The organism is Pseudomonas deceptionensis (genome assembly GCF_900106095.1).
In the GTDB taxonomy this organism is placed as follows: domain Bacteria; phylum Pseudomonadota; class Gammaproteobacteria; order Pseudomonadales; family Pseudomonadaceae; genus Aquipseudomonas; species Aquipseudomonas deceptionensis.
Map to the genome: position 1 here is coordinate 4,501,434 of NZ_FNUD01000002.1, position 18,504 is coordinate 4,519,937.

General features: G+C 57.4%; 14 protein-coding genes and 4 tRNA genes. 5 read left to right on the forward strand and 13 right to left on the reverse strand.

The features are described from left to right. Positions 1-72 precede the first annotated feature (72 nt). The 5 genes from tig to BLW11_RS20825 form a co-directional block, all read right to left on the reverse strand. Positions 73-1,383: a trigger factor gene (gene tig / locus BLW11_RS20805; protein WP_048359634.1), complete on the reverse strand. Its 1,311-nt coding sequence runs from the start codon at positions 1,381-1,383 to the stop codon at positions 73-75. Positions 1,384-1,835: 452 nt separating this feature from the next. Continuing rightward, positions 1,836-1,911 (reverse strand) — tRNA-His (locus BLW11_RS20810). An 87-nt stretch (positions 1,912-1,998) separates the two neighbouring features. After that, positions 1,999-2,083: transfer RNA gene (locus BLW11_RS20815), tRNA-Leu, on the reverse strand. Between the two features lie 56 nt (positions 2,084-2,139). After that, positions 2,140-2,215, reverse strand: a tRNA-His gene (locus tag BLW11_RS20820). A gap of 41 nt (positions 2,216-2,256) precedes the next feature. Then, a tRNA-Arg gene (locus tag BLW11_RS20825) sits at positions 2,257-2,333 on the reverse strand. 280 nt (positions 2,334-2,613) lie between these two features. Here BLW11_RS20825 and folD point away from each other — a divergent pair. Then, complete coding sequence (gene folD / locus BLW11_RS20830) at positions 2,614-3,468, forward strand: bifunctional methylenetetrahydrofolate dehydrogenase/methenyltetrahydrofolate cyclohydrolase FolD (protein ID WP_048359635.1); 855 nt, start codon at positions 2,614-2,616, stop codon at positions 3,466-3,468. 116 nt (positions 3,469-3,584) lie between these two features. Here folD and cysS read toward each other — a convergent pair whose 3' ends face one another. Both cysS and BLW11_RS20840 read right to left on the reverse strand, forming a co-directional pair. After that, a complete protein-coding gene (gene cysS / locus BLW11_RS20835; protein WP_048359636.1) occupies positions 3,585-4,967 on the reverse strand; it encodes a cysteine--tRNA ligase in 1,383 nt (460 codons plus the stop codon). Positions 4,968-4,989: 22 nt separating this feature from the next. Further along, a complete protein-coding gene (locus BLW11_RS20840; RefSeq protein WP_048359637.1) occupies positions 4,990-6,687 on the reverse strand; it encodes a glutamine--tRNA ligase/YqeY domain fusion protein in 1,698 nt (565 codons plus the stop codon). Positions 6,688-6,965: 278 nt separating this feature from the next. On the opposite strand from BLW11_RS20840, the gene BLW11_RS20845 reads away from it, so the two are divergent. Next, the gene (locus tag BLW11_RS20845) at positions 6,966-7,469 is read left to right on the forward strand and encodes a peptidylprolyl isomerase (protein ID WP_019823171.1); all 504 of its coding nucleotides are present in this window, start codon (positions 6,966-6,968) and stop codon (positions 7,467-7,469) included. Continuing rightward, a complete protein-coding gene (gene lpxH / locus BLW11_RS20850) occupies positions 7,466-8,203 on the forward strand; it encodes a UDP-2,3-diacylglucosamine diphosphatase (protein ID WP_048359638.1) in 738 nt (245 codons plus the stop codon). Before BLW11_RS20845 ends, lpxH begins: the two co-directional genes overlap by 4 nt. A gap of 95 nt (positions 8,204-8,298) precedes the next feature. Here lpxH and BLW11_RS20855 read toward each other — a convergent pair whose 3' ends face one another. The 5 genes from BLW11_RS20855 to BLW11_RS20875 all read right to left on the reverse strand — a co-directional run bounded on the left by BLW11_RS20855 (position 8,299) and on the right by BLW11_RS20875 (position 13,883). Next, positions 8,299-9,828, reverse strand: coding sequence for a DHA2 family efflux MFS transporter permease subunit (locus BLW11_RS20855; protein WP_048359639.1), 1,530 nt, complete (start codon positions 9,826-9,828; stop codon positions 8,299-8,301). A 63-nt stretch (positions 9,829-9,891) separates the two neighbouring features. Beyond that, complete coding sequence (locus tag BLW11_RS20860) at positions 9,892-11,097, reverse strand: HlyD/EmrA/EmrK family protein (protein WP_048359640.1); 1,206 nt, start codon at positions 11,095-11,097, stop codon at positions 9,892-9,894. Between the two features lie 9 nt (positions 11,098-11,106). Next, complete coding sequence (locus tag BLW11_RS20865; RefSeq protein WP_048359641.1) at positions 11,107-12,582, reverse strand: efflux transporter outer membrane subunit; 1,476 nt, start codon at positions 12,580-12,582, stop codon at positions 11,107-11,109. Continuing rightward, positions 12,579-13,052, reverse strand: coding sequence for a MarR family winged helix-turn-helix transcriptional regulator (locus BLW11_RS20870; RefSeq protein WP_048359642.1), 474 nt, complete (start codon positions 13,050-13,052; stop codon positions 12,579-12,581). Before BLW11_RS20870 ends, BLW11_RS20865 begins: the two co-directional genes overlap by 4 nt. Before the next feature lie 222 nt (positions 13,053-13,274). Then, entirely contained in the window at positions 13,275-13,883 is a 609-nt protein-coding gene (locus BLW11_RS20875) for a MiaE family protein (protein WP_048359643.1), read from the reverse strand. 220 nt (positions 13,884-14,103) lie between these two features. On the opposite strand from BLW11_RS20875, the gene BLW11_RS20880 reads away from it, so the two are divergent. Continuing rightward, the gene (locus tag BLW11_RS20880; protein WP_048359644.1) at positions 14,104-14,967 is read left to right on the forward strand and encodes a universal stress protein; all 864 of its coding nucleotides are present in this window, start codon (positions 14,104-14,106) and stop codon (positions 14,965-14,967) included. A 12-nt stretch (positions 14,968-14,979) separates the two neighbouring features. Here BLW11_RS20880 and BLW11_RS20885 read toward each other — a convergent pair whose 3' ends face one another. Then, positions 14,980-15,450: a DUF1289 domain-containing protein gene (locus tag BLW11_RS20885; RefSeq protein WP_048359645.1), complete on the reverse strand. Its 471-nt coding sequence runs from the start codon at positions 15,448-15,450 to the stop codon at positions 14,980-14,982. A 406-nt stretch (positions 15,451-15,856) separates the two neighbouring features. Here BLW11_RS20885 and acnB point away from each other — a divergent pair, with 406 nt between their 5' ends. Continuing rightward, the gene (acnB, locus tag BLW11_RS20890; RefSeq protein WP_048359646.1) at positions 15,857-18,457 is read left to right on the forward strand and encodes a bifunctional aconitate hydratase 2/2-methylisocitrate dehydratase; all 2,601 of its coding nucleotides are present in this window, start codon (positions 15,857-15,859) and stop codon (positions 18,455-18,457) included. The last annotated feature ends 47 nt before the right edge of the window (positions 18,458-18,504 follow it).

Sequence of the window (18,504 nt, forward strand, 5' to 3'; positions counted from 1 at the left end):
AATAGTCTTGTCTGGATACGCATAAGCCAGCTCGAGGCTGGCTTATGGTTGTGTTTTCTAACGAGTCAGAAATCAGTCGGCTTGTGGAGCTTCCACCGGCTTGACAGCTTCTTCGTAAGAGACCGCTTTATCGGTCACCTTAGCCTTCTGCAGAACAGTATCCACAACTTGCTCTTCCAGCACAACCGAACGAACCTCGTTCAATTGCGTGTCATTTTTGTAGTACCAAGCTACAACCTGCTCTGGCTCCTGGTAAGCGGAAGCCATTTCCTGAATCATTTCGCGAACGCGATCTTCGTCAGGCTTGAGGTCGAACTGCTTGACCACTTCAGCCACGATCAAACCCAGTACTACGCGACGCTGGGCTTGTTCTTCGAACAGCTCGGCCGGCAGTTGGTCTGGCTTGATGTTGCCACCGAATTGCTGAACGGCCTGCACGCGCAGACGGTCAACTTCGTTGGACAGCAGGGACTTCGGCACTTCGATCGGGTTGGCAGCCAACAGACCGTCCATTACCTGATTCTTGACCTTGGACTTGATGGCCTGACGCAGCTCACGCTCCATGTTCTTGCGAACTTCGGTGCGGAAACCTTCCAGACCTGTTTCCTTGATACCGAACTGGGCGAAGAATTCTTCATTCAGCTCAGGCAGCTTAGGCTCGGAAACAGTGTTCACAGTCACGGTGAACTCGGCTTCTTTGCCAGCCAGGTCCAGATTCTGGTAGTCAGCAGGGAAAGTCAGCTTCAGAACGCGCTCTTCGCCCGCTTTAGCGCCAACCAGGCCTTCTTCGAAACCAGGAATCATGCGGCCCGAACCCAGAACCAGCTGAGTACCGGTGGCGGAACCGCCAGCGAATGCTTCGCCGTCAACTTTGCCAACGAAATCGATGTTCAGTTGATCATCGTTCTGAGCAGCACGATCAGTCACTTCAAAACGGGTGTTCTGCTTGCGCAGCACGTCCAGCATTTTGTCCAGGTCGGCATCAGCCACTTCGGCGCTCAGGCGCTCGATAGCGATGGTGTCCAGACCGGTTACTTCGAATTCAGGGAATACTTCGAAAGTAGCTACGTATTCCAGATCCTTGCCTTTTTCGAAGACTTTAGGCTCAACCGAAGGTGCGCCAGCCGGGTTCAGCTTCTGCTCAACCACTGCTTCGTAGAACGAAGCCTGGATCACATTGCCCAGTGCTTCTTGACGCGCGTCAGCTTCGTAGCGCTGACGGATTACGCTCATTGGCACCTTGCCTGGACGGAAGCCCGGGATCTTGGCCTTTTGGGCAGTCTGTTGCAGACGCTTGTTGACTTCAGCCTCAATACGCTCAGCTGGCACGCCAATGGTCATGCGACGCTCAAGAGCGGAAGTATTTTCAACAGAAACTTGCATGGATATTCCTCGTTGCACAGACGTTAGCCGGCCGTTTCCGACCCCATAATCAAGGGCATGCATTCTAGTGGGTCAAACTCAAGAAGTCACCCTACCGCAAACACCCTTGGAAACAGCCGGCAGAAATTAAGTAAACACAGCCATCTGCTTCGCCTTCTATATAGATAGAAGCGAGCATCAGGCAGGGCCCGATACTTCACCGAAGGCACTCTTCGCAGACAACCACAGAGCTCGGCAAAAGCCGGGTGCAAAAAAGACACACAACCCTTGCTGACTAACTGGCGATGTCGGACACCCTTTGGCGCCGCCCCAATCTGCGCTCATTGTCACACAAATCGCAGAGGACGCTAAGCATGCGGGAAATGAGGTGCTGCAGGGTACCCATACATCTGTTTCTCAAACTGCAGATACAAAAAAACGCCAGACTATTAATCTGGCGTTTTCTTTAAATATGGGGTGGACGAAGGGGATCGAACCCTCGACAACGGGAGTCACAATCCCGTGCTCTACCAACTGAGCTACGCCCACCATAGTGCGCTTACAACCCTGCCCGTCTTACACAACAAGCAGTTAAAGCAAAAGAAAAAAGCCGCTACAAGCGGCTTTGTTCAAATTTGGTGCGGACGGAGAGACTCGAACTCTCACACCTTGCGGCGCTGGAACCTAAATCCAGTGTGTCTACCAATTCCACCACATCCGCATTTCAAACTTTTGAAGCAAAGACGCCAGACTATTAATCTGGCGGCTTTCTAAATATGGGGTGGACGAAGGGGATCGAACCCTCGACAACGGGAGTCACAATCCCGTGCTCTACCAACTGAGCTACGCCCACCATATTGCCTGTACTTCTTTACTTGTGCCAAAGCTGCCTAATGGCGCACCCGGCAGGACTCGAACCTGCGACCATCCGCTTAGAAGGCGGATGCTCTATCCAGCTGAGCTACGGGCGCATTGTTAGCCTGTATTCTTTGACGACTACAGACCAAGTGCTTTCAGTATCACCAAGCTGGACAACAACTTCGCTCTACCTTCTTAACCAGTGCTAGGCTGTGCCCGACAAGTGCGACGAATGTTATAGGTGAGCCTGAAAGTCGTCAACTCTTTTTTATAAAAAGTTTAGAAATATAAAGGAGTTAGGGGAATAAACAGACCAGGCGCCTTTGCCCTCACGCCACGGCATGCGAGAATGCACGTCCTTTTTCCACCCTTTACGATGGTTAATCACGCGTAATGACTGCACAACTAATCGACGGCAAAGCGATCGCCGCCAGCCTGCGCCAGCAGATTGCCAAACGTGTCGCCGAGCGTCACGAGCAAGGCCTGCGCACCCCTGGTCTGGCAGTGATTCTGGTAGGCAGCGACCCTGCCTCCCAAGTTTATGTTTCGCACAAGCGTAAAGACTGCGAAGAGGTAGGCTTTCTTTCCCAAGCCTATGACCTGCCTTCAGACACTGCCCAGCAAGAGCTGACTGACCTGATCGACCGTCTTAATGACGACGCGAACATCGATGGCATCCTGCTGCAACTGCCCCTGCCGGCTCATCTGGACGCCTCCAAACTGCTGGAGCGCATCCGCCCGGACAAAGATGTCGACGGTTTTCACCCTTATAACGTCGGCCGCCTGGCCCAGCGCATCCCGCTGCTGCGCCCCTGCACCCCCAAAGGCATCATGGCCCTGCTGGAAAGCACCGGCCAGGACCTGTACGGGATGGACGCAGTGATTGTCGGCGCTTCCAACATCGTTGGGCGCCCGATGGCCATGGAGCTGCTGCTGGCTGGCTGCACCGTGACCGTCACTCACCGCTTCACCAAGGATCTGGCCGGCCACGTTGGCCGCGCCGACCTGGTGGTCGTTGCCGCCGGCAAGCCGGGCCTGGTCAAAGGCGAGTGGATCAAGGAAGGCGCCATCGTGATCGACGTTGGCATCAACCGCCAGGCAGACGGCAAACTGGTGGGCGACGTGGTTTACGAGACCGCCCTGCCCCGCGCCGGCTGGATCACCCCGGTTCCGGGCGGCGTTGGCCCCATGACCCGTGCGTGCCTGCTGGAAAACACCCTGTACGCTGCAGAAACCCTGCACGACTGAGTGTTAGCACGCGCACACGACAACGGCACCTTCGGGTGCCGTTGTCATTTGCGCCGATAAAACCCAGGCAAACAAAAACCCGCACTCGGCGGGTTTTTGTTTACACAACCAGCAACCTAGTCAGCCAAGCGCCAGGTCGTACCACCTTTACCGTCTTCCAGCACAACACCCATCGCGGTGAGCTGATCACGAATGCGATCCGACTCTGCCCAGTCCTTACCGGCACGGGCCGCCAAACGCGCGGCGATCAAAGCATCCACCTGGGCTGCATCAATCTTGCCTTCAGCACCTGCCTGCAGGAAATCGTCGGCTTCGAGCTGCAACACACCCAGCACATCAGCCAATTCTTTCAAGCGTGCCGCCAGACCGGCCGCAGCTTGCAGATCGGTTTCGCGCAGGCGGTTGATCTCGCGAACCATCTCGAACAGCACCGCACAGGCTTCCGGCGTGCCGAAGTCGTCGTTCATCACCTGGGTGAAGCGCTCAACGAACGCCTCGCCACCGGCAGGAGCCACTTTCGGCAGCCCTTTAAGCGCGTTATAGAACCGGTCAAGGGCTGCTTTCGCGTCCTTGAGGTTGTCTTCGGAGTAGTTGATCGAGCTGCGATAGTGGCTCGATACCAACAAGTAGCGCACCACTTCAGGGTGATACTTCTCCAGAACGTCGCGAATGGTGAAGAAGTTGTTCAAGGACTTGGACATCTTCTCGCCATTGATGCGAATCATCCCGCAGTGCATCCAGGCATTGGCGTAGGTTTTACCGGTAGCCGCCTCACTTTGGGCGATTTCGTTTTCATGGTGCGGAAACTCAAGATCGCTGCCGCCGCCATGAATATCGAAAGTCTCACCCAGGCAGCAGGTGGACATCACCGAGCACTCGATGTGCCAGCCCGGACGACCCGGACCCCACGGCGATTCCCAGCTCGGCTCGCCAGGCTTGACGCCTTTCCACAGCACGAAATCCAGCGGATCGTGCTTGGCTTCGTCGACTTCGATACGCGCACCGATGCGCAGATCCTCGATTTTCTTACGCGACAACTTGCCGTAACCCATGAACTTGGCGACGCGGTAATACACATCACCGTTGCCCGGGGCATAGGCGTAACCCTTGTCGATCAAGGTCTGAATCATCGCGTGCATGCCGGGAATGTGATCCGTGGCACGAGGCTCCATATCCGGCTTGAGGATATTGAGCCGCGCCTCGTCTTCATGCATCGCCGCGATCATGCGCTCGGTCAGCACCTCAAAAGGCTCGCCGTTCTCGCGGGCACGATTGATGATCTTGTCTTCAATATCGGTAATGTTGCGCACATAAGTCAGGTTGTAACCGCTGAAACGCAGCCAGCGGGTTACCAGGTCAAAAGCAATCATGCTGCGACCATGACCAATGTGGCAGTAGTCGTACACGGTCATGCCGCATACGTACATCCGCACATTGTTGCCGTCCAGCGGCTTGAAAACTTCTTTGCTCTTGGTGAGCGTGTTGTAGATCGTAAGCACGGCTTGTTCCTTCAAAACTTGATCACTGGCCCCACGAGTCACGCAGGGTCACGGTACGGTTGAATACCGGGTGACCGGGCTTCGAGTCCTTGATATCCGCGCAGAAGTAACCTTCGCGCTCGAACTGGAAGCGGTCTTCCGGCTGTGCATTGCCCAGCGAAGGCTCAGCACGACAACCGCTCAGGACCTGCAGCGAGTCAGGGTTGATGTTTTCCAGGAAGCCAGCGCCATCTTCAGCCTTTTCAGGGTTTGGCGAACGGAACAGACGATCATACAAGCGCACTTCGCATTCAACGCTGGCAGCCGCCGGCACCCAGTGCACAACGCCTTTGACCTTGCGACCTTCCGGGTTTTTGCCCAGGGTTTCAGGGTCGTACGAGCAGCGCAGTTCAACGATGTTGCCATCGGCGTCCTTGATTGCTTCGTCAGCACGAATCACATAGCTGCCGCGCAGGCGCACTTCGCCGCCCGGCTCAAGGCGCTTGTAACCTTTTGGCGGCTCTTCCATGAAATCGTCGCGATCGATGTAGATTTCGCGAGCGAACGGCAACACGCGCACACCCATGTCTTCTTTCGGGTGGCAAGGCAGTTCAAGGTTTTCAACCTTGTCTTCGGCGTAGTTGGTGATCACGACTTTCAACGGACGCAATACGCACATCGCACGCGGCGCGCTGTGATCCAGGTCGTCACGGATGCTGAATTCCAGCATGCCGAAGTCGACCACGCCGTCAGAACGGTTGGTGCCGACCATGTCGCAGAAGTTGCGGATCGACTTGGGCGTGTAACCACGGCGACGGAAACCCGACAGGGTCGACATGCGCGGGTCATCCCAGCCATTCACGTGCTTTTCATCAACCAACTGCTTGAGCTTGCGCTTGCTGGTGATGGTGTAGTTCAGATTCAGGCGGCTGAACTCGTACTGACGCGGGTGCGCCGGCACTGGCAGGCTGTCGAGGAACCATTCGTACAGAGGGCGATGGCTTTCGAATTCCAGGGTGCAGATCGAATGGGTAATGCCTTCGATCGCATCCGACTGACCATGGGTGAAGTCATAGTTCGGGTAGATGCACCACTTGTCACCGGTCTGGTGGTGATGGGCATGACGAATGCGGTACATGATCGGGTCGCGCAGGTTCATGTTCGGCGATGCCATGTCGATCTTGGCACGCAGTACGCATTTGCCGTCCTCGAACTCACCGGCTGTCATGCGGGCAAACAGGTCCAGGTTCTCTTCGACGCTACGGTCGCGGAACGGGCTGTTCTTGCCGGGCTCGGTCAAGGTGCCGCGGTATTCCTTGGCTTGCTCAGGCGACAGGTCGCAGACGTAGGCTTTACCTTCTTTAATCAGGTAATTCGCCCACTCGTGCAGTTGGTCGAAATATTGCGAGGCATAGCGCACTTCGCCAGACCACTCAAAGCCCAGCCATTTCACGTCGCTTTCGATCGCGTCGATGTATTCCTGGTCTTCCTTGGCCGGGTTGGTGTCGTCAAAACGCAGATGCGTGACGCCGCCGAACTCCTGAGCCAACCCAAAGTTCACACAAATGGATTTGGCGTGGCCGATGTGCAGGTAGCCGTTAGGCTCCGGCGGGAAACGGGTCACGATCTGTGTGCATTTACCCGAGTCTAGGTCCGCCTGAACGATTGGACGCAGGAAGTTAGCCGGGACAGCAGGGCCAGCCTTTGGATTCAGAGTGGGGTCGACAGTGGGCTTGCTCATAGGATCCTTGAACGTAACAGGGTGCGCGGCCTGGGTCGGCCGACTAAATCAAAGCGCCTATCATAGCCGATGCCGTCAAGTCCCTGACAGAGCAGGTGCTCAATCAAACCGATTGAAATGCCGGCTTTTAGTCCCCATATGGGAAAAACACCATCGAAATGCCGTGCGAGCACGCTAAACTCCGTCCGCGGCTGTATCTACCCAGCCAGCCTGGGGGATTGAGGTGTGTTCACCCCGCCCCCAAGCCCGACGAATTCTCTGATAGAGCGATAACGACCATGACCAAAGTAAAACTGAGCACCAACCACGGCGACATCGTGATCGAGCTGAACGCTGAAAAAGCACCGATCACCGTAGCCAACTTCATCGAATACGTAAAAGCTGGCCACTACGAAAACACTGTTTTCCACCGTGTAATCGGCAACTTCATGGTCCAGGGCGGCGGTTTTGAGCCAGGCATGAAAGAAAAGAAAGACAAGCGCCCAAGCATCCAGAACGAAGCTGACAACGGCCTGCCAAACGAGAAGTACACCGTGGCCATGGCTCGCACCATGGAGCCGCATTCGGCTTCCGCCCAGTTCTTCATCAACGTGGCTGACAACAGCTTCCTGAACCACAGCGGCAAAACCGCTCAGGGTTGGGGCTACGCCGTATTCGGTAAAGTCGTTGAAGGCCAGGACGTTGTAGACAAGATCAAAGGTGTTGCCACCACTTCCAAAGCCGGTCATCAAGACGTGCCGAAAGAAGACGTGATCGTCGAGAAAGCAGAGATCATTGAGTGATACTGCTGATTTCAGATTTACATCTGGAAGAGGAGCGCCCGGACATAACCCGGGCGTTTCTGGATTTCCTGACCGGGCGCGCGCGCTCGGCTCAGGCGCTCTACATTTTGGGCGATTTTTTTGAAGCCTGGATTGGCGACGATGCGATGACGCCCTACCAGCGCTCGATCTGTGAAGCGCTGCGAACACTGAGCGATACCGGCACCCGGATTTTCCTGATGCACGGCAACCGCGACTTTTTGCTTGGCCAGGCCTTTTGTAAAGCGGCTGGCTGCACCCTGATCAAAGACCCCAGCGTTGTAGACTTTTATGGCGAGCCGGTGCTGCTGATGCACGGCGACAGCCTGTGCACCCGCGATGAAGCCTACATGCGTCTACGACGCTACCTGCGCAACCCCATCACATTATGGATCTTGCGCCACCTGCCACTGAGCACACGCCATAAACTGGCGCGCAAGCTGCGCAGCGAAAGCCGTGCCCAGACCCGCATGAAAGCCAATGACATCGTCGACGTCACCCCCGAGGAAGTCCCCCGGATCATGGCGCACTTTGGCGTGCGCACCCTGATTCACGGCCACACCCATCGCCCTGCAATCCATGAATTGCAGATCGGCGAACATGTCGCCAGACGCATTGTGCTCGGTGACTGGGATCGTCAGGGCTGGGTACTGCAAGTGGATGAGCAAGGCATGCAACTTGAGCCGTTTGAATTCTTGCAGCCCGCCTCACAGTAAAGCCGTGGGAGCGAGCCTGCTCGCGAAGGTATCGGCGCAGTCAGATACTTTCGCGAGCAGGCTCGCTCCCACAAGGGGCTGGCAGGGCTCCAGCTTTAATGCCCGCTTGTCGCCGGCCCTGCCTTGGCCGCAAACGGCGGTTTTGCCAGCCAGACCAGCAGAATCAAGCCCATGAACAGCCAGCCCATCATCGTGAAGTAGTCCACGGTGGAGAGCATATAAGCCTGACTGGTCAGTATCTGGTCCATCTGCGCATAGGCTGGCGTACTGGCACCACCCAGGCTTTCCAGGGCGTGCCGGGTTACCGGATCATAGGCGCTGATGCTTTCACTCATGTAGGCATGATGCTGATCTGCCCGGCGAATCCAGATCCAGGTGGTCAGGGATGCAGCAAAACTCCCCCCCAAGGTTCGCAAGAACGTCGCCAGACCCGCACCATCGGCGATTTGATGCGGCGGCAAATCCGACATCAAAATGGTCAAGGTCGGCATAAAGAACAATGCCACACCAATCCCCATAAACAGCTGTACCAGCGCAACGTGCTGGAAATCCACCTGATTGGTGAAGTCGGCCCGCATAAAGCAGCTCAGGCCAATCGCCAGAAAGGCCAGCCCGGCCAGCAAGCGCAAATCGAATTTATTCGCGTATTTGCCCACAAACGGCGACATCAAGACCGGCAAGATCCCGATCGGCGCCACCGCCAGCCCCGCCCAGGTGGCGGTGTACCCCATCTGCGTCTGCAACCACTGCGGCAGGATCAGGTTGATCCCGAAGAACCCGGCATAACCCAGCACCAACACGATGGTGCCGATACGGAAGTTGCGGTGGGCAAACAGGCGCAAGTTGACGATCGGGTGCTTGTCGGTCATTTCCCAGATGATAAACGCCGCCAGCGCCACCACGGACAGTGCAGTGCCCAGCAAGATGAAGTTGGACTCGAACCAGTCCAGGTCATTGCCCTTGTCGAGCACAATCTGCAACGCACCCACACCGATAATCAGGGTAATCAGCCCCACATAGTCCATCGGCTGACGGGTAATCACCACCGGACGCGCCTTCAATTGCTGGCGAACCACCATCACTGCAAAAACGCCAATCGGGATGTTGATAAAGAAGATCCATGGCCAGCTGTAACTGTCCGTGATCCAGCCGCCCAGAATGGGCCCCGCAATGGGAGCGACCACCGTGACCATCGCCAGCAATGCCAATGCCATCCCCCGTTTCGCAGGGGGGTACACCGCGATCAACAGGGTTTGCGTCATGGGATACAGCGGCCCGGCCACCAGACCTTGCAGCACCCTGAACCCTACCAGCTCGGGCATGGAGGTCGAGATACCGCACAAGAAAGACGCCAGCACGAACAGAACCGTGGCCCACAAGAACAGCTTCACTTCGCCAAAGCGCCGGCTCAACCAACCGGTCAAAGGCAAGGCAATCGCGTTACTCACAGCAAATGAAGTAATAACCCACGTGCCTTGTTCCGAACTCACCCCCAGGTTGCCAGAGATGGTGGGCAAGGCGACGTTGGCGATGGTGGTGTCGAGCACCTGCATAAAGGTCGCCAGCGACAGACCAATAGTGGCCATTACCAGGCTGGGAGGGGTAAAAGACGCGTTTGTACTCATCGCAAATCCTTTAAAACCGGGTATGCAGCCCCACCTGTGCGGCGGGGCTTATGGATTGGCGAATCAGCGCTGGGCGGCGATATTGCCTGGCGCAGCGCTGTTGCTGTCAATCAGACGCGTGATCATGGCTTCGGCATCCGCCAATTGCTGCGCGTACACATTGGTGGTGAACGACGCCTGTTGCGGCGGTTGCTGGGCCAATACCGGGCCACTTTGGTCGCGCAGATTCACATCTACGGTCGTCGACAGGCCTACACGCAACGGGTGCTGAGCCAGCTCATCGGCATTGATATGGATGCGCACTGGCACCCGCTGCACGATCTTTATCCAGTTACCTGTCGCGTTCTGCGCAGGCAACAGGGCGAATGCGCTGCCGGTACCGGCACCAATGCTGTCGATGGTGCCGCTGTATTTCACGCTATTGCCGTAGATGTCCGACTCGATGTCCACCGGCTGACCGATGCGCATCTTGTGCAGTTGGGTTTCCTTGAAGTTGGCATCAATCCACAGCTGATTGAGCGGGATAACGGCCATCAAGGCCGTGCCAGGCTGAACCCGCTGGCCCAGTTGTACAGTCCGCTTGGCCACATAACCGGTGACAGGCGCAATCAACGTGGAACGGGCATTGGCCAGGTACGCCTGACGCAACTGCGCGGCAGCAGCCATGACATCCGGGTGATTGGCCACGGACGTGTTGTCCACCAGCGCTCGGGTGGTATCGAGCTTTTGCTCGGCATTGCGCAAGGCACTTTGCGCCGAGGCCAGATCATCCCGCGCATGGGCCAACTCTTCCTGGGAAATAGCCCCGCCCGCCGCCAGACTCTTGCGGCGGTTGTAGTTGTCCTGGTTTTTTTGCACTTCGACTTTCTGCGCCGCCACCTGGGCCTTCATGCCGTTCACATCACTGAACAGACCACGAACCTGACGCACGGTACGGGCCAGATTGGCCTCGGCGCTTTGCAAGCCAACCAGCGCATCGCTCGGGTCGAAATTCAGCAGCACCTGGCCTTCATGCACCAGATCGCCATCATCGGCACCGATGCTTACCACCGTACCGGTAACCAGCGGCGTGATTTCAACCACGTTGCCATTGACGTAGGCATCGTCGGTGCTTTCGCTCCAGCGGCCATACAGCTCATGCCAGGCCCAGACGCCCAGCCCCATCAGAATGACCAGAATGGCCAGGCCGCTCAGCCAGAGCTTGCGTTTACGCTGGCTGCCAGCGTCCTGGGCTTGTTGCGCTTCATTGGGTGTTTGTACAGTGGACATGACGAGTACCTAAATTATTCTGCCAGCGAGGACTTCAGTGGGAACGGCCGTAGCCGTGCTACCGGGCTCAAAGCCACCGCCCAGGGCTTGCATCAGTTGAATCGAAAGGTCGATCTGCTCGGCATTCAGGTCCGCCAGCTGACGCTGGGCCTGAAGCAATTGCTGCTCAATACTGAGCACGTCCAGGTAGTTGCCGACGCCCGAGCCGTAGCGCTGCAATACGGTGTTGAACGATTCCTGAGCGATGTCGGTTGCCCGCTGCTGGGCATTGATTTGCTGCCCCACGGCACCTAGCTGCGAGAGGGTGTCACTGACGTCGCCGAGCGCACCCACCAGGATCTTGTTGTACTGCGCCACAGCCAGATCGTAATTGGCATCCTCGGCATCCAGGCCTGCACGCAGGCGCCCGCCATCGAAGATCGGCAACGAAATGGCCGGGGCAATATTGAGGAAACGGCTGGCAGACCCGAACAGCGCATCGCCCAGCAAAGACTGAGTTCCTGCCGCTGCACTGAGGTTCAAATTGGGATAAAAGCGCGTCTTGGCCGCTGCAATATTTTTGCTCGCCGCCTCCACTCTCCAGCGGGCCGCCACTACATCGGGACGACGACCGAGCAACTCGGCCGGCAAGGTGCTCGGCAATGCCACAGCGCCTGGTGCCAGGATCTTGGGACGGGCAATGTCACCTCCGCGATCAGGTCCCTTGCCTAACAACACCGCCAACGCGATGCGCGCGCTCTTGAGTTGTTTTTCAGCATTGATCAGTTGTTCCTGGGAGCTGGCCTCAAGGCTTTCGGTTTGCTGGTATTGATAGTGGCTGTCGATGCCGGCTTGCAGGCGACGCTTGCTCAAGTCGAGCAACTTGCCCGTGCGCTCAAGGTCATCCTTGGCCAGGTCCCGCACAATAAAGGCATGCCCCAGGCTGCTGTAGCCCCGGGCCACATCGGCGGCGAGGGTCAGGCTCGCAGCCTGGCTATCGACCTCGGCAGCACGGGCCTGGCCCAATGCCGCTTCCCAGGCATCACGCTGACCGCCCCACAGATCGAAGGTGTAATTAAAGGTCAGGCCGACATCCCGCAGCGTGTCATAACGACCACCCTGCCCGCTCGGGTCCTGGGATCGCGACAAGCGCGAACGCGTCACATCAGCTTCGGCATCCAGGGTTGGCATGCGGGCAGCATCGGCGGCACCGGCCGCAGCAGTGGCCTGGTGCGCACGGGCACTGGCTATTTGCATATCCGGGCTGTCGCGCAACGCTTCCTGAATCAAGCCATCCAGTTGCCCGTCACCCAGACGCTTCCACCAGTCCTTTTCAGGCCAGGCGGCGGGGGTGAGCGTGATGCCGTCGAGCGATCGGGCAGCTTTGAGGGTGTTGGCTTCCTGGCTCACGCCCACGGTATTCAGACCGCTATAGCTCGCGCAGCCGGCCATCACCATCGACGTAAATACCAGGCTCAGGCCTGTACGCAGTGTGTTGTTGCTCATTTTTCACCTAAGCGCATGACCGTGATCGGATCACCGGCGGCCAGCAGTATTTTCTTGAGGATCTGTTCCAGGCTTTGCAGCTCTTGCGGGCTAATGGCACCTGCCAGCTGATTCATGGCGTCGGCGCCAATCTGTGGCAACAGGCCGGCCAGCGCCTGCCCGTCATCGCTCAGCACCAGCCGGATCTGGCGTCGATCCGCCTCGGAGCGCTGACGGACCAGCAGGCCTTTCTGCTCGAGACGGTCGAGCATGCGGGTCATCGAGCCACTGTCCAGGCACAGATGGCGGCAGAGCTCGGCCGGGGTATCAACGTCGAACTGGGCCATGATAATCAGCACTTTGAACTGTGCCGCCGTGATGCCGTATGGCTCCATGTGGCGGTCAATGATGCGATCTTTGAGCATGGCCGTACGCCCCAAGAGCAAACCCAGGGTGCAGTTTCGGAAGTTATCGGGATGGAAGTGTTTCATCAGGGCACCAGGAAGCTGCCTAGGCAGTAATGTTTCAAAATATTACTGTCTAGGCAGCTAATGTCAAGCCGATTATTAGGTGGCTATCTATCTGGTTGTTTGTACTGCAAAATCCTGTAGCCGTCGCCGAGGTAAAAAAATCAACTGTGGGAGCGAGCCTGCTCGCGAATGACCTTCGCGAGCAGGCTCGCTCCCACACGGCAACAGAGTATCTCTAAGGATTTAAGCGGCGGCTGGCACGCCGCTATGGAAGCGGAACTCTACATCCGGGCTTTCGATCAGCTCCTGCTCAGCCGCCCTCACCCGCTCGATCACCTGTGCAATATCCTTGGCATCGCCGTATTGATAGGCCAGCTTCAAATAACCCTGGAAATGCCGGGCCTCGCTTTTGAGCAGACCGAAGTAAAACTTGCCGAGTTCTTCGTCCAAATGCGGCACCAGCGCTTCGAAACGCTCGCAACTGCGGGCTTCGATAAAAGCGCCCACCACCAGTGTGTCCACCAGCTTGACCGGTTCGTGATTGCGCACCACCTTGCGCAGAGCCGACGCATAGCGCCCGGCCGACAGTTGGCGCAGCTCGATCTTGCGCTTTTTCATCAGGCGCATGACCTGCTCGTGATGCACCAGCTCTTCACGGGCCAGACGCGACATCATGTTGATCAGGTCAACATGGGAGTGGTACTTGGCGATAAGGCTCAACGCCGTGCTGGCCGCCTTGAACTCACAGTTTTTGTGATCGATCAGCAAGGTTTCCTGATCCGCCAATGCCGCTGCGATCCAGCCGTCAGGGGTACGGCAGCCCAGGAACTCATGGATTTCAGGAAGAATCACGCGCGTGCTCCCGACCGTTGAGGGTTGCACGGCAGACCGGCAGTGTTTTGAAGAATCGCTGACATGAGGCTCACAAAGACTGAATTGAGGCGAGCCAGGGATTATACGGGCCTCGGAGCGCAGCACCAACGGCGCAACTTGATATGCATCAACACGGGTGCAACTGCCAAGCAACTATAGTGATTACACGCCGCCTTTATTACTTGTGGAGTCACCGGTCATGCACAGCATCAACAGCCTGTTGGTCGTCATCGAGCCCCATTTGATGGAAAGCCTCGCACTCAAGCGCGCCAAACACATCGCCTGCCACACCAAAGCGCACCTGCATCTACTGATCTGCGATAAAAAGCATGACCATTCGGCCCTGCTGAGCGTGCTTGAAAGCAGCCTGAAAAGTGAAGCCTACAACGTGACCACCGAGCAGGCCTGGCACGAAAGCCAGCACGCCACCATCATCAAGGTGCAACAAGCGCAAAACTGCGGGCTGGTGATCAAGCAGCACGTGCCCGACAACCCGCTGAAAAAAGTGTTGCTGACCCCTGAAGACTGGAAGCTGCTGCGCTATTGCCCAAGCCCGGTGCTGCTGGCCAAGACCGCGCAGTCCTGGGAACACGCCGTCATCCTGGCGGCCGTCGACGTGGGCAACAACGACCCCGAGCATATGGCCTTGCACTCAAGCATTGTCGACCATGGCTTTCGCATCGCCAGCATGGCCCATGCACAGCTGCATGTCGTCAGCGCCCACCCCGCCCCCATGCTGGCTGCGGTCGACGCCGTCTACCCGCTGGACACCCAGCTGGAGGAGAGCTACCGGGCCGAATGCAAGGTGTTCCAGCAACAATGTGAAATCGACGACAGCCGCCTGCATATAGAGGAAGGCCCGGCAGACGTGATCATTCCACGGGTCGCCAAAGCCCTGGGCGCGGTTGTAACCGTCATGGGCACAGTGGCCCGCACCGGATTTTCCGGGGCGCTGATCGGCAATACCGCCGAGGTGGTGATCGACAAGCTGGAAAGCGACATCCTGGTGCTCAAACCCGATGAGATGATTGAGCACCTGGAAAAACTGGCGAGCCAGAGCTGAGCGACTGACGACTTACTCGCCAAAGGCCTCTTTGAGAAAGCCCGGCGCGATATAGCGCTGATAGTGCGCTTCAGACAGCAGGAAAAATTCCCGATCAATGGCATCACGTAATTCGGGAAGGGCCCAGCCGCGAAACTCCGGCAGTAGCACCATGCCATAGAGCTCCAGCTGATTGATCACCCGCGCACCGCGGGCAATCAGCTGGTAGGCCCAGCAATATTCGGACTGGTTGGGCACAAAACGGATTTTGCGCGCCAGCAGCTGATCGCGCAGCGTGACCCGGTCAAACACCTCGACCTTACCCGTCATCACCTGCACCAAAAGCTGCTCCAGGCGCAGCCACACTGCACGCTTTGCCTCTTCGTCGTAACCGTTCCAGTTGATCACTTCATGGTGGAAACGCTTGCAACCACGGCACACGAGGTCGCCGTAAACCGTTGAACACAGGCCTATGCAGGGGGTCTTGATGGTTTGATTGGACATGGCGGAATAGAGCACTGCAGAACGAAACAGGTGGCTATGTTAGCCCTTTGTCTAACGCAGATCACCCCTCAACCTTCAGGGGCTAACTTACCTTTAACAAGTTTTTACCGTAGAATCGGCCTGCCTTTTAAGGCGCCAATGTCCGTTAGAAGCTGTTTTCAAAGCGTCACGAGCACAGTTGATCCCAAAGAACGGTGTTGGTGTGGGGTGTTTGCACTGCAGATACCCGCACCAATATTCATCATCCTCCCCGTTCGGAAGGCGTAAAACTTTGAAAACAGCTTCTGTTGGGAATCCTTGCAATTCTGGCTAAGCGGCTCAAAAAGCCCCGCAGCGCATGAGTGCCTGGCATTCCTGGATGAGCGTCCCGGACACCCATTTGGGACCAATGATGAGGGTAATAACTGTGCTTGAAGCCTACCGCAAACATATCGAAGAGCGCGCAGCACTGGGTATCGTTCCCCAGCCGCTTAACGCCGAACAAACTGCAGGCCTGATTGAGCTGCTGAAAAACCCGCCTGCTGGCGAAGAAGCGTTCCTCGTTGACCTGATCACCAACCGCATTCCACCGGGTGTTGACGAAGCGGCCTACGTGAAAGCCGGCTTCCTGTCCGCCATCGCCAAAGGTGAAGCGACTTCTCCCCTGATCGACAAGAAACGCGCTGTTGAACTGCTTGGCACCATGCAAGGCGGCTACAACATCGTGACCCTCGTTGAGATGCTGGACGACGCAGAGCTGGCACCGGTTGCCGCCGAGCAACTCAAGCACACCCTGCTGATGTTTGACGCTTTCCACGACGTCGCTGAAAAAGCCAAGAACGGCAATGCCCACGCAAAAGCCGTGGTGCAGTCATGGGCTGACGGCGAGTGGTTCAAGAACCGCCCTACCCTGGCCGACAAGATCAGCCTGCGCGTGTTCAAGGTCACCGGCGAAACCAACACCGACGACCTGTCCCCTGCACCAGACGCCTGGTCGCGCCCTGATATCCCGCTGCACGCCCTCGCCATGCTGAAAATGGCTCGCGAAGGTATCGTGCCGGACGTTCAAGGCTCCATCGGTCCGATGAAGCAGATCGAAGAAATGCGCAACGCCGGCTTCCCTATTGCCTACGTTGGCGACGTGGTCGGTACCGGTTCGTCGCGTAAGTCGGCAACCAACTCCGTACTGTGGTTCTTCGGCGACGACGTTCCTTATGTACCGAACAAGCGTGCCGGTGGCTTCTGCTTCGGCAGCAAAATTGCTCCGATCTTCTACAACACCATGGAAGATGCGGGCGCACTGCCAATCGAGTTCGATGTTTCCAACATCAACATGGGCGACGTGATCGACCTGTACCCGCATGCAGGCAAAGTCTGCAAGCACGGTACCGACGAAGTCATCACCACCTTCGAAATGAAGACCCCGGTGCTGTTGGACGAAGTTCGCGCTGGCGGCCGTATCCCGTTGATCATCGGCCGTGGCCTGACCGAGAAGGCTCGCGCCGAACTGGGTCTGGGTCCATCCGACCTGTTCAAAAAGCCGGAAGCCCCGATCGAAAGCACCAAGGGTTTCACCCTGGCGCAGAAAATGGTCGGCAAGGCTTGCGGCGTAACTGGCGTTCGCCCAGGTACTTACTGCGAACCGAAGATGACCACCGTAGGTTCTCAGGACACCACCGGTCCCATGACCCGTGACGAACTGAAAGACCTGGCGTGCCTGGGCTTCTCCGCCGATCTGGTCATGCAGTCGTTCTGCCATACCGCGGCTTATCCAAAGCCGATCGACGTGACCACCCACCACACCCTGCCAGACTTCATCATGACCCGCGGCGGCGTGTCCCTGCGTCCGGGCGACGGCATCATCCACAGCTGGCTGAACCGTATGCTGCTGCCGGATACCGTCGGCACTGGCGGCGACTCCCACACCCGCTTCCCAATGGGCATTTCGTTCCCTGCCGGTTCGGGTCTGGTAGCGTTCGCAGCAGCCACTGGCGTTATGCCACTGGACATGCCTGAGTCGGTTCTGGTTCGCTTCAAAGGCGAAATGCAGCCAGGCATCACCCTGCGTGACCTGGTACATGCCATTCCTTACGTCGCCATTCAGCAGGGTCTGCTGACTGTCGAGAAGAAAGGCAAGATCAACGAATTCTCGGGTCGCATCCTGGAAATCGAAGGTCTGGACAACCTGAGCATCGAGCAAGCGTTCGAACTGTCCGACGCCTCGGCAGAGCGTTCGGCTGCTGGCTGCACCATCAAGCTGTCCAAAGAATCCATCACCGAATACCTGAACTCCAACATCACCCTGCTGCGCTGGATGATCGGTGAAGGTTACGGCGATGCACGTACCCTTGAGCGTCGCGCTCAAGCGATGGAAGCCTGGGTAGCCAACCCTGAGCTGATGGAAGCCGATGCTGACGCCGAATACGCGCACATCATCGAAATCGATCTGGCTGACATCAAAGAGCCTGTGCTCTGCGCGCCAAACGACCCGGACGACGCTCGCCTGCTGTCCACCGTTGCCGGCGAGAAGATCGACGAAGTGTTCATCGGTTCGTGCATGACCAACATCGGCCACTTCCGCGCTGCGGGCAAGTTGCTGGACAAGGTCAAAGGCCAGCTGCCAACCCGTCTGTGGCTGTCGCCGCCGACCAAAATGGACGCTCACCAACTGACCGAAGAAGGCTACTACGGCATCTTCGGCAAAGCTGGCGCACGCATGGAAATGCCGGGCTGCTCGCTGTGCATGGGTAACCAGGCACGTGTAGAGCCGAACTCGACGGTTGTGTCGACTTCGACCCGTAACTTCCCGAACCGTCTGGGTGACGGCGCTAACGTTTACCTGGCTTCGGCCGAGTTGGCGTCGGTTGCCTCGATCCTGGGTCGCCTGCCAAGCGTTGAGGAATACATGGTCTACGCGGCAGAGATCAACACCATGGCAGCGGACGTGTACCGCTACCTGAGCTTTGATCAGATCGCCGAATTCCGTGAAGCGGCTGCAAATGCCAATATCCCGGTTATTCAAGCGTAAGCTGATGCAGTAACGAAAAAGCCCCGGTTTGTGAGAACCGGGGCTTT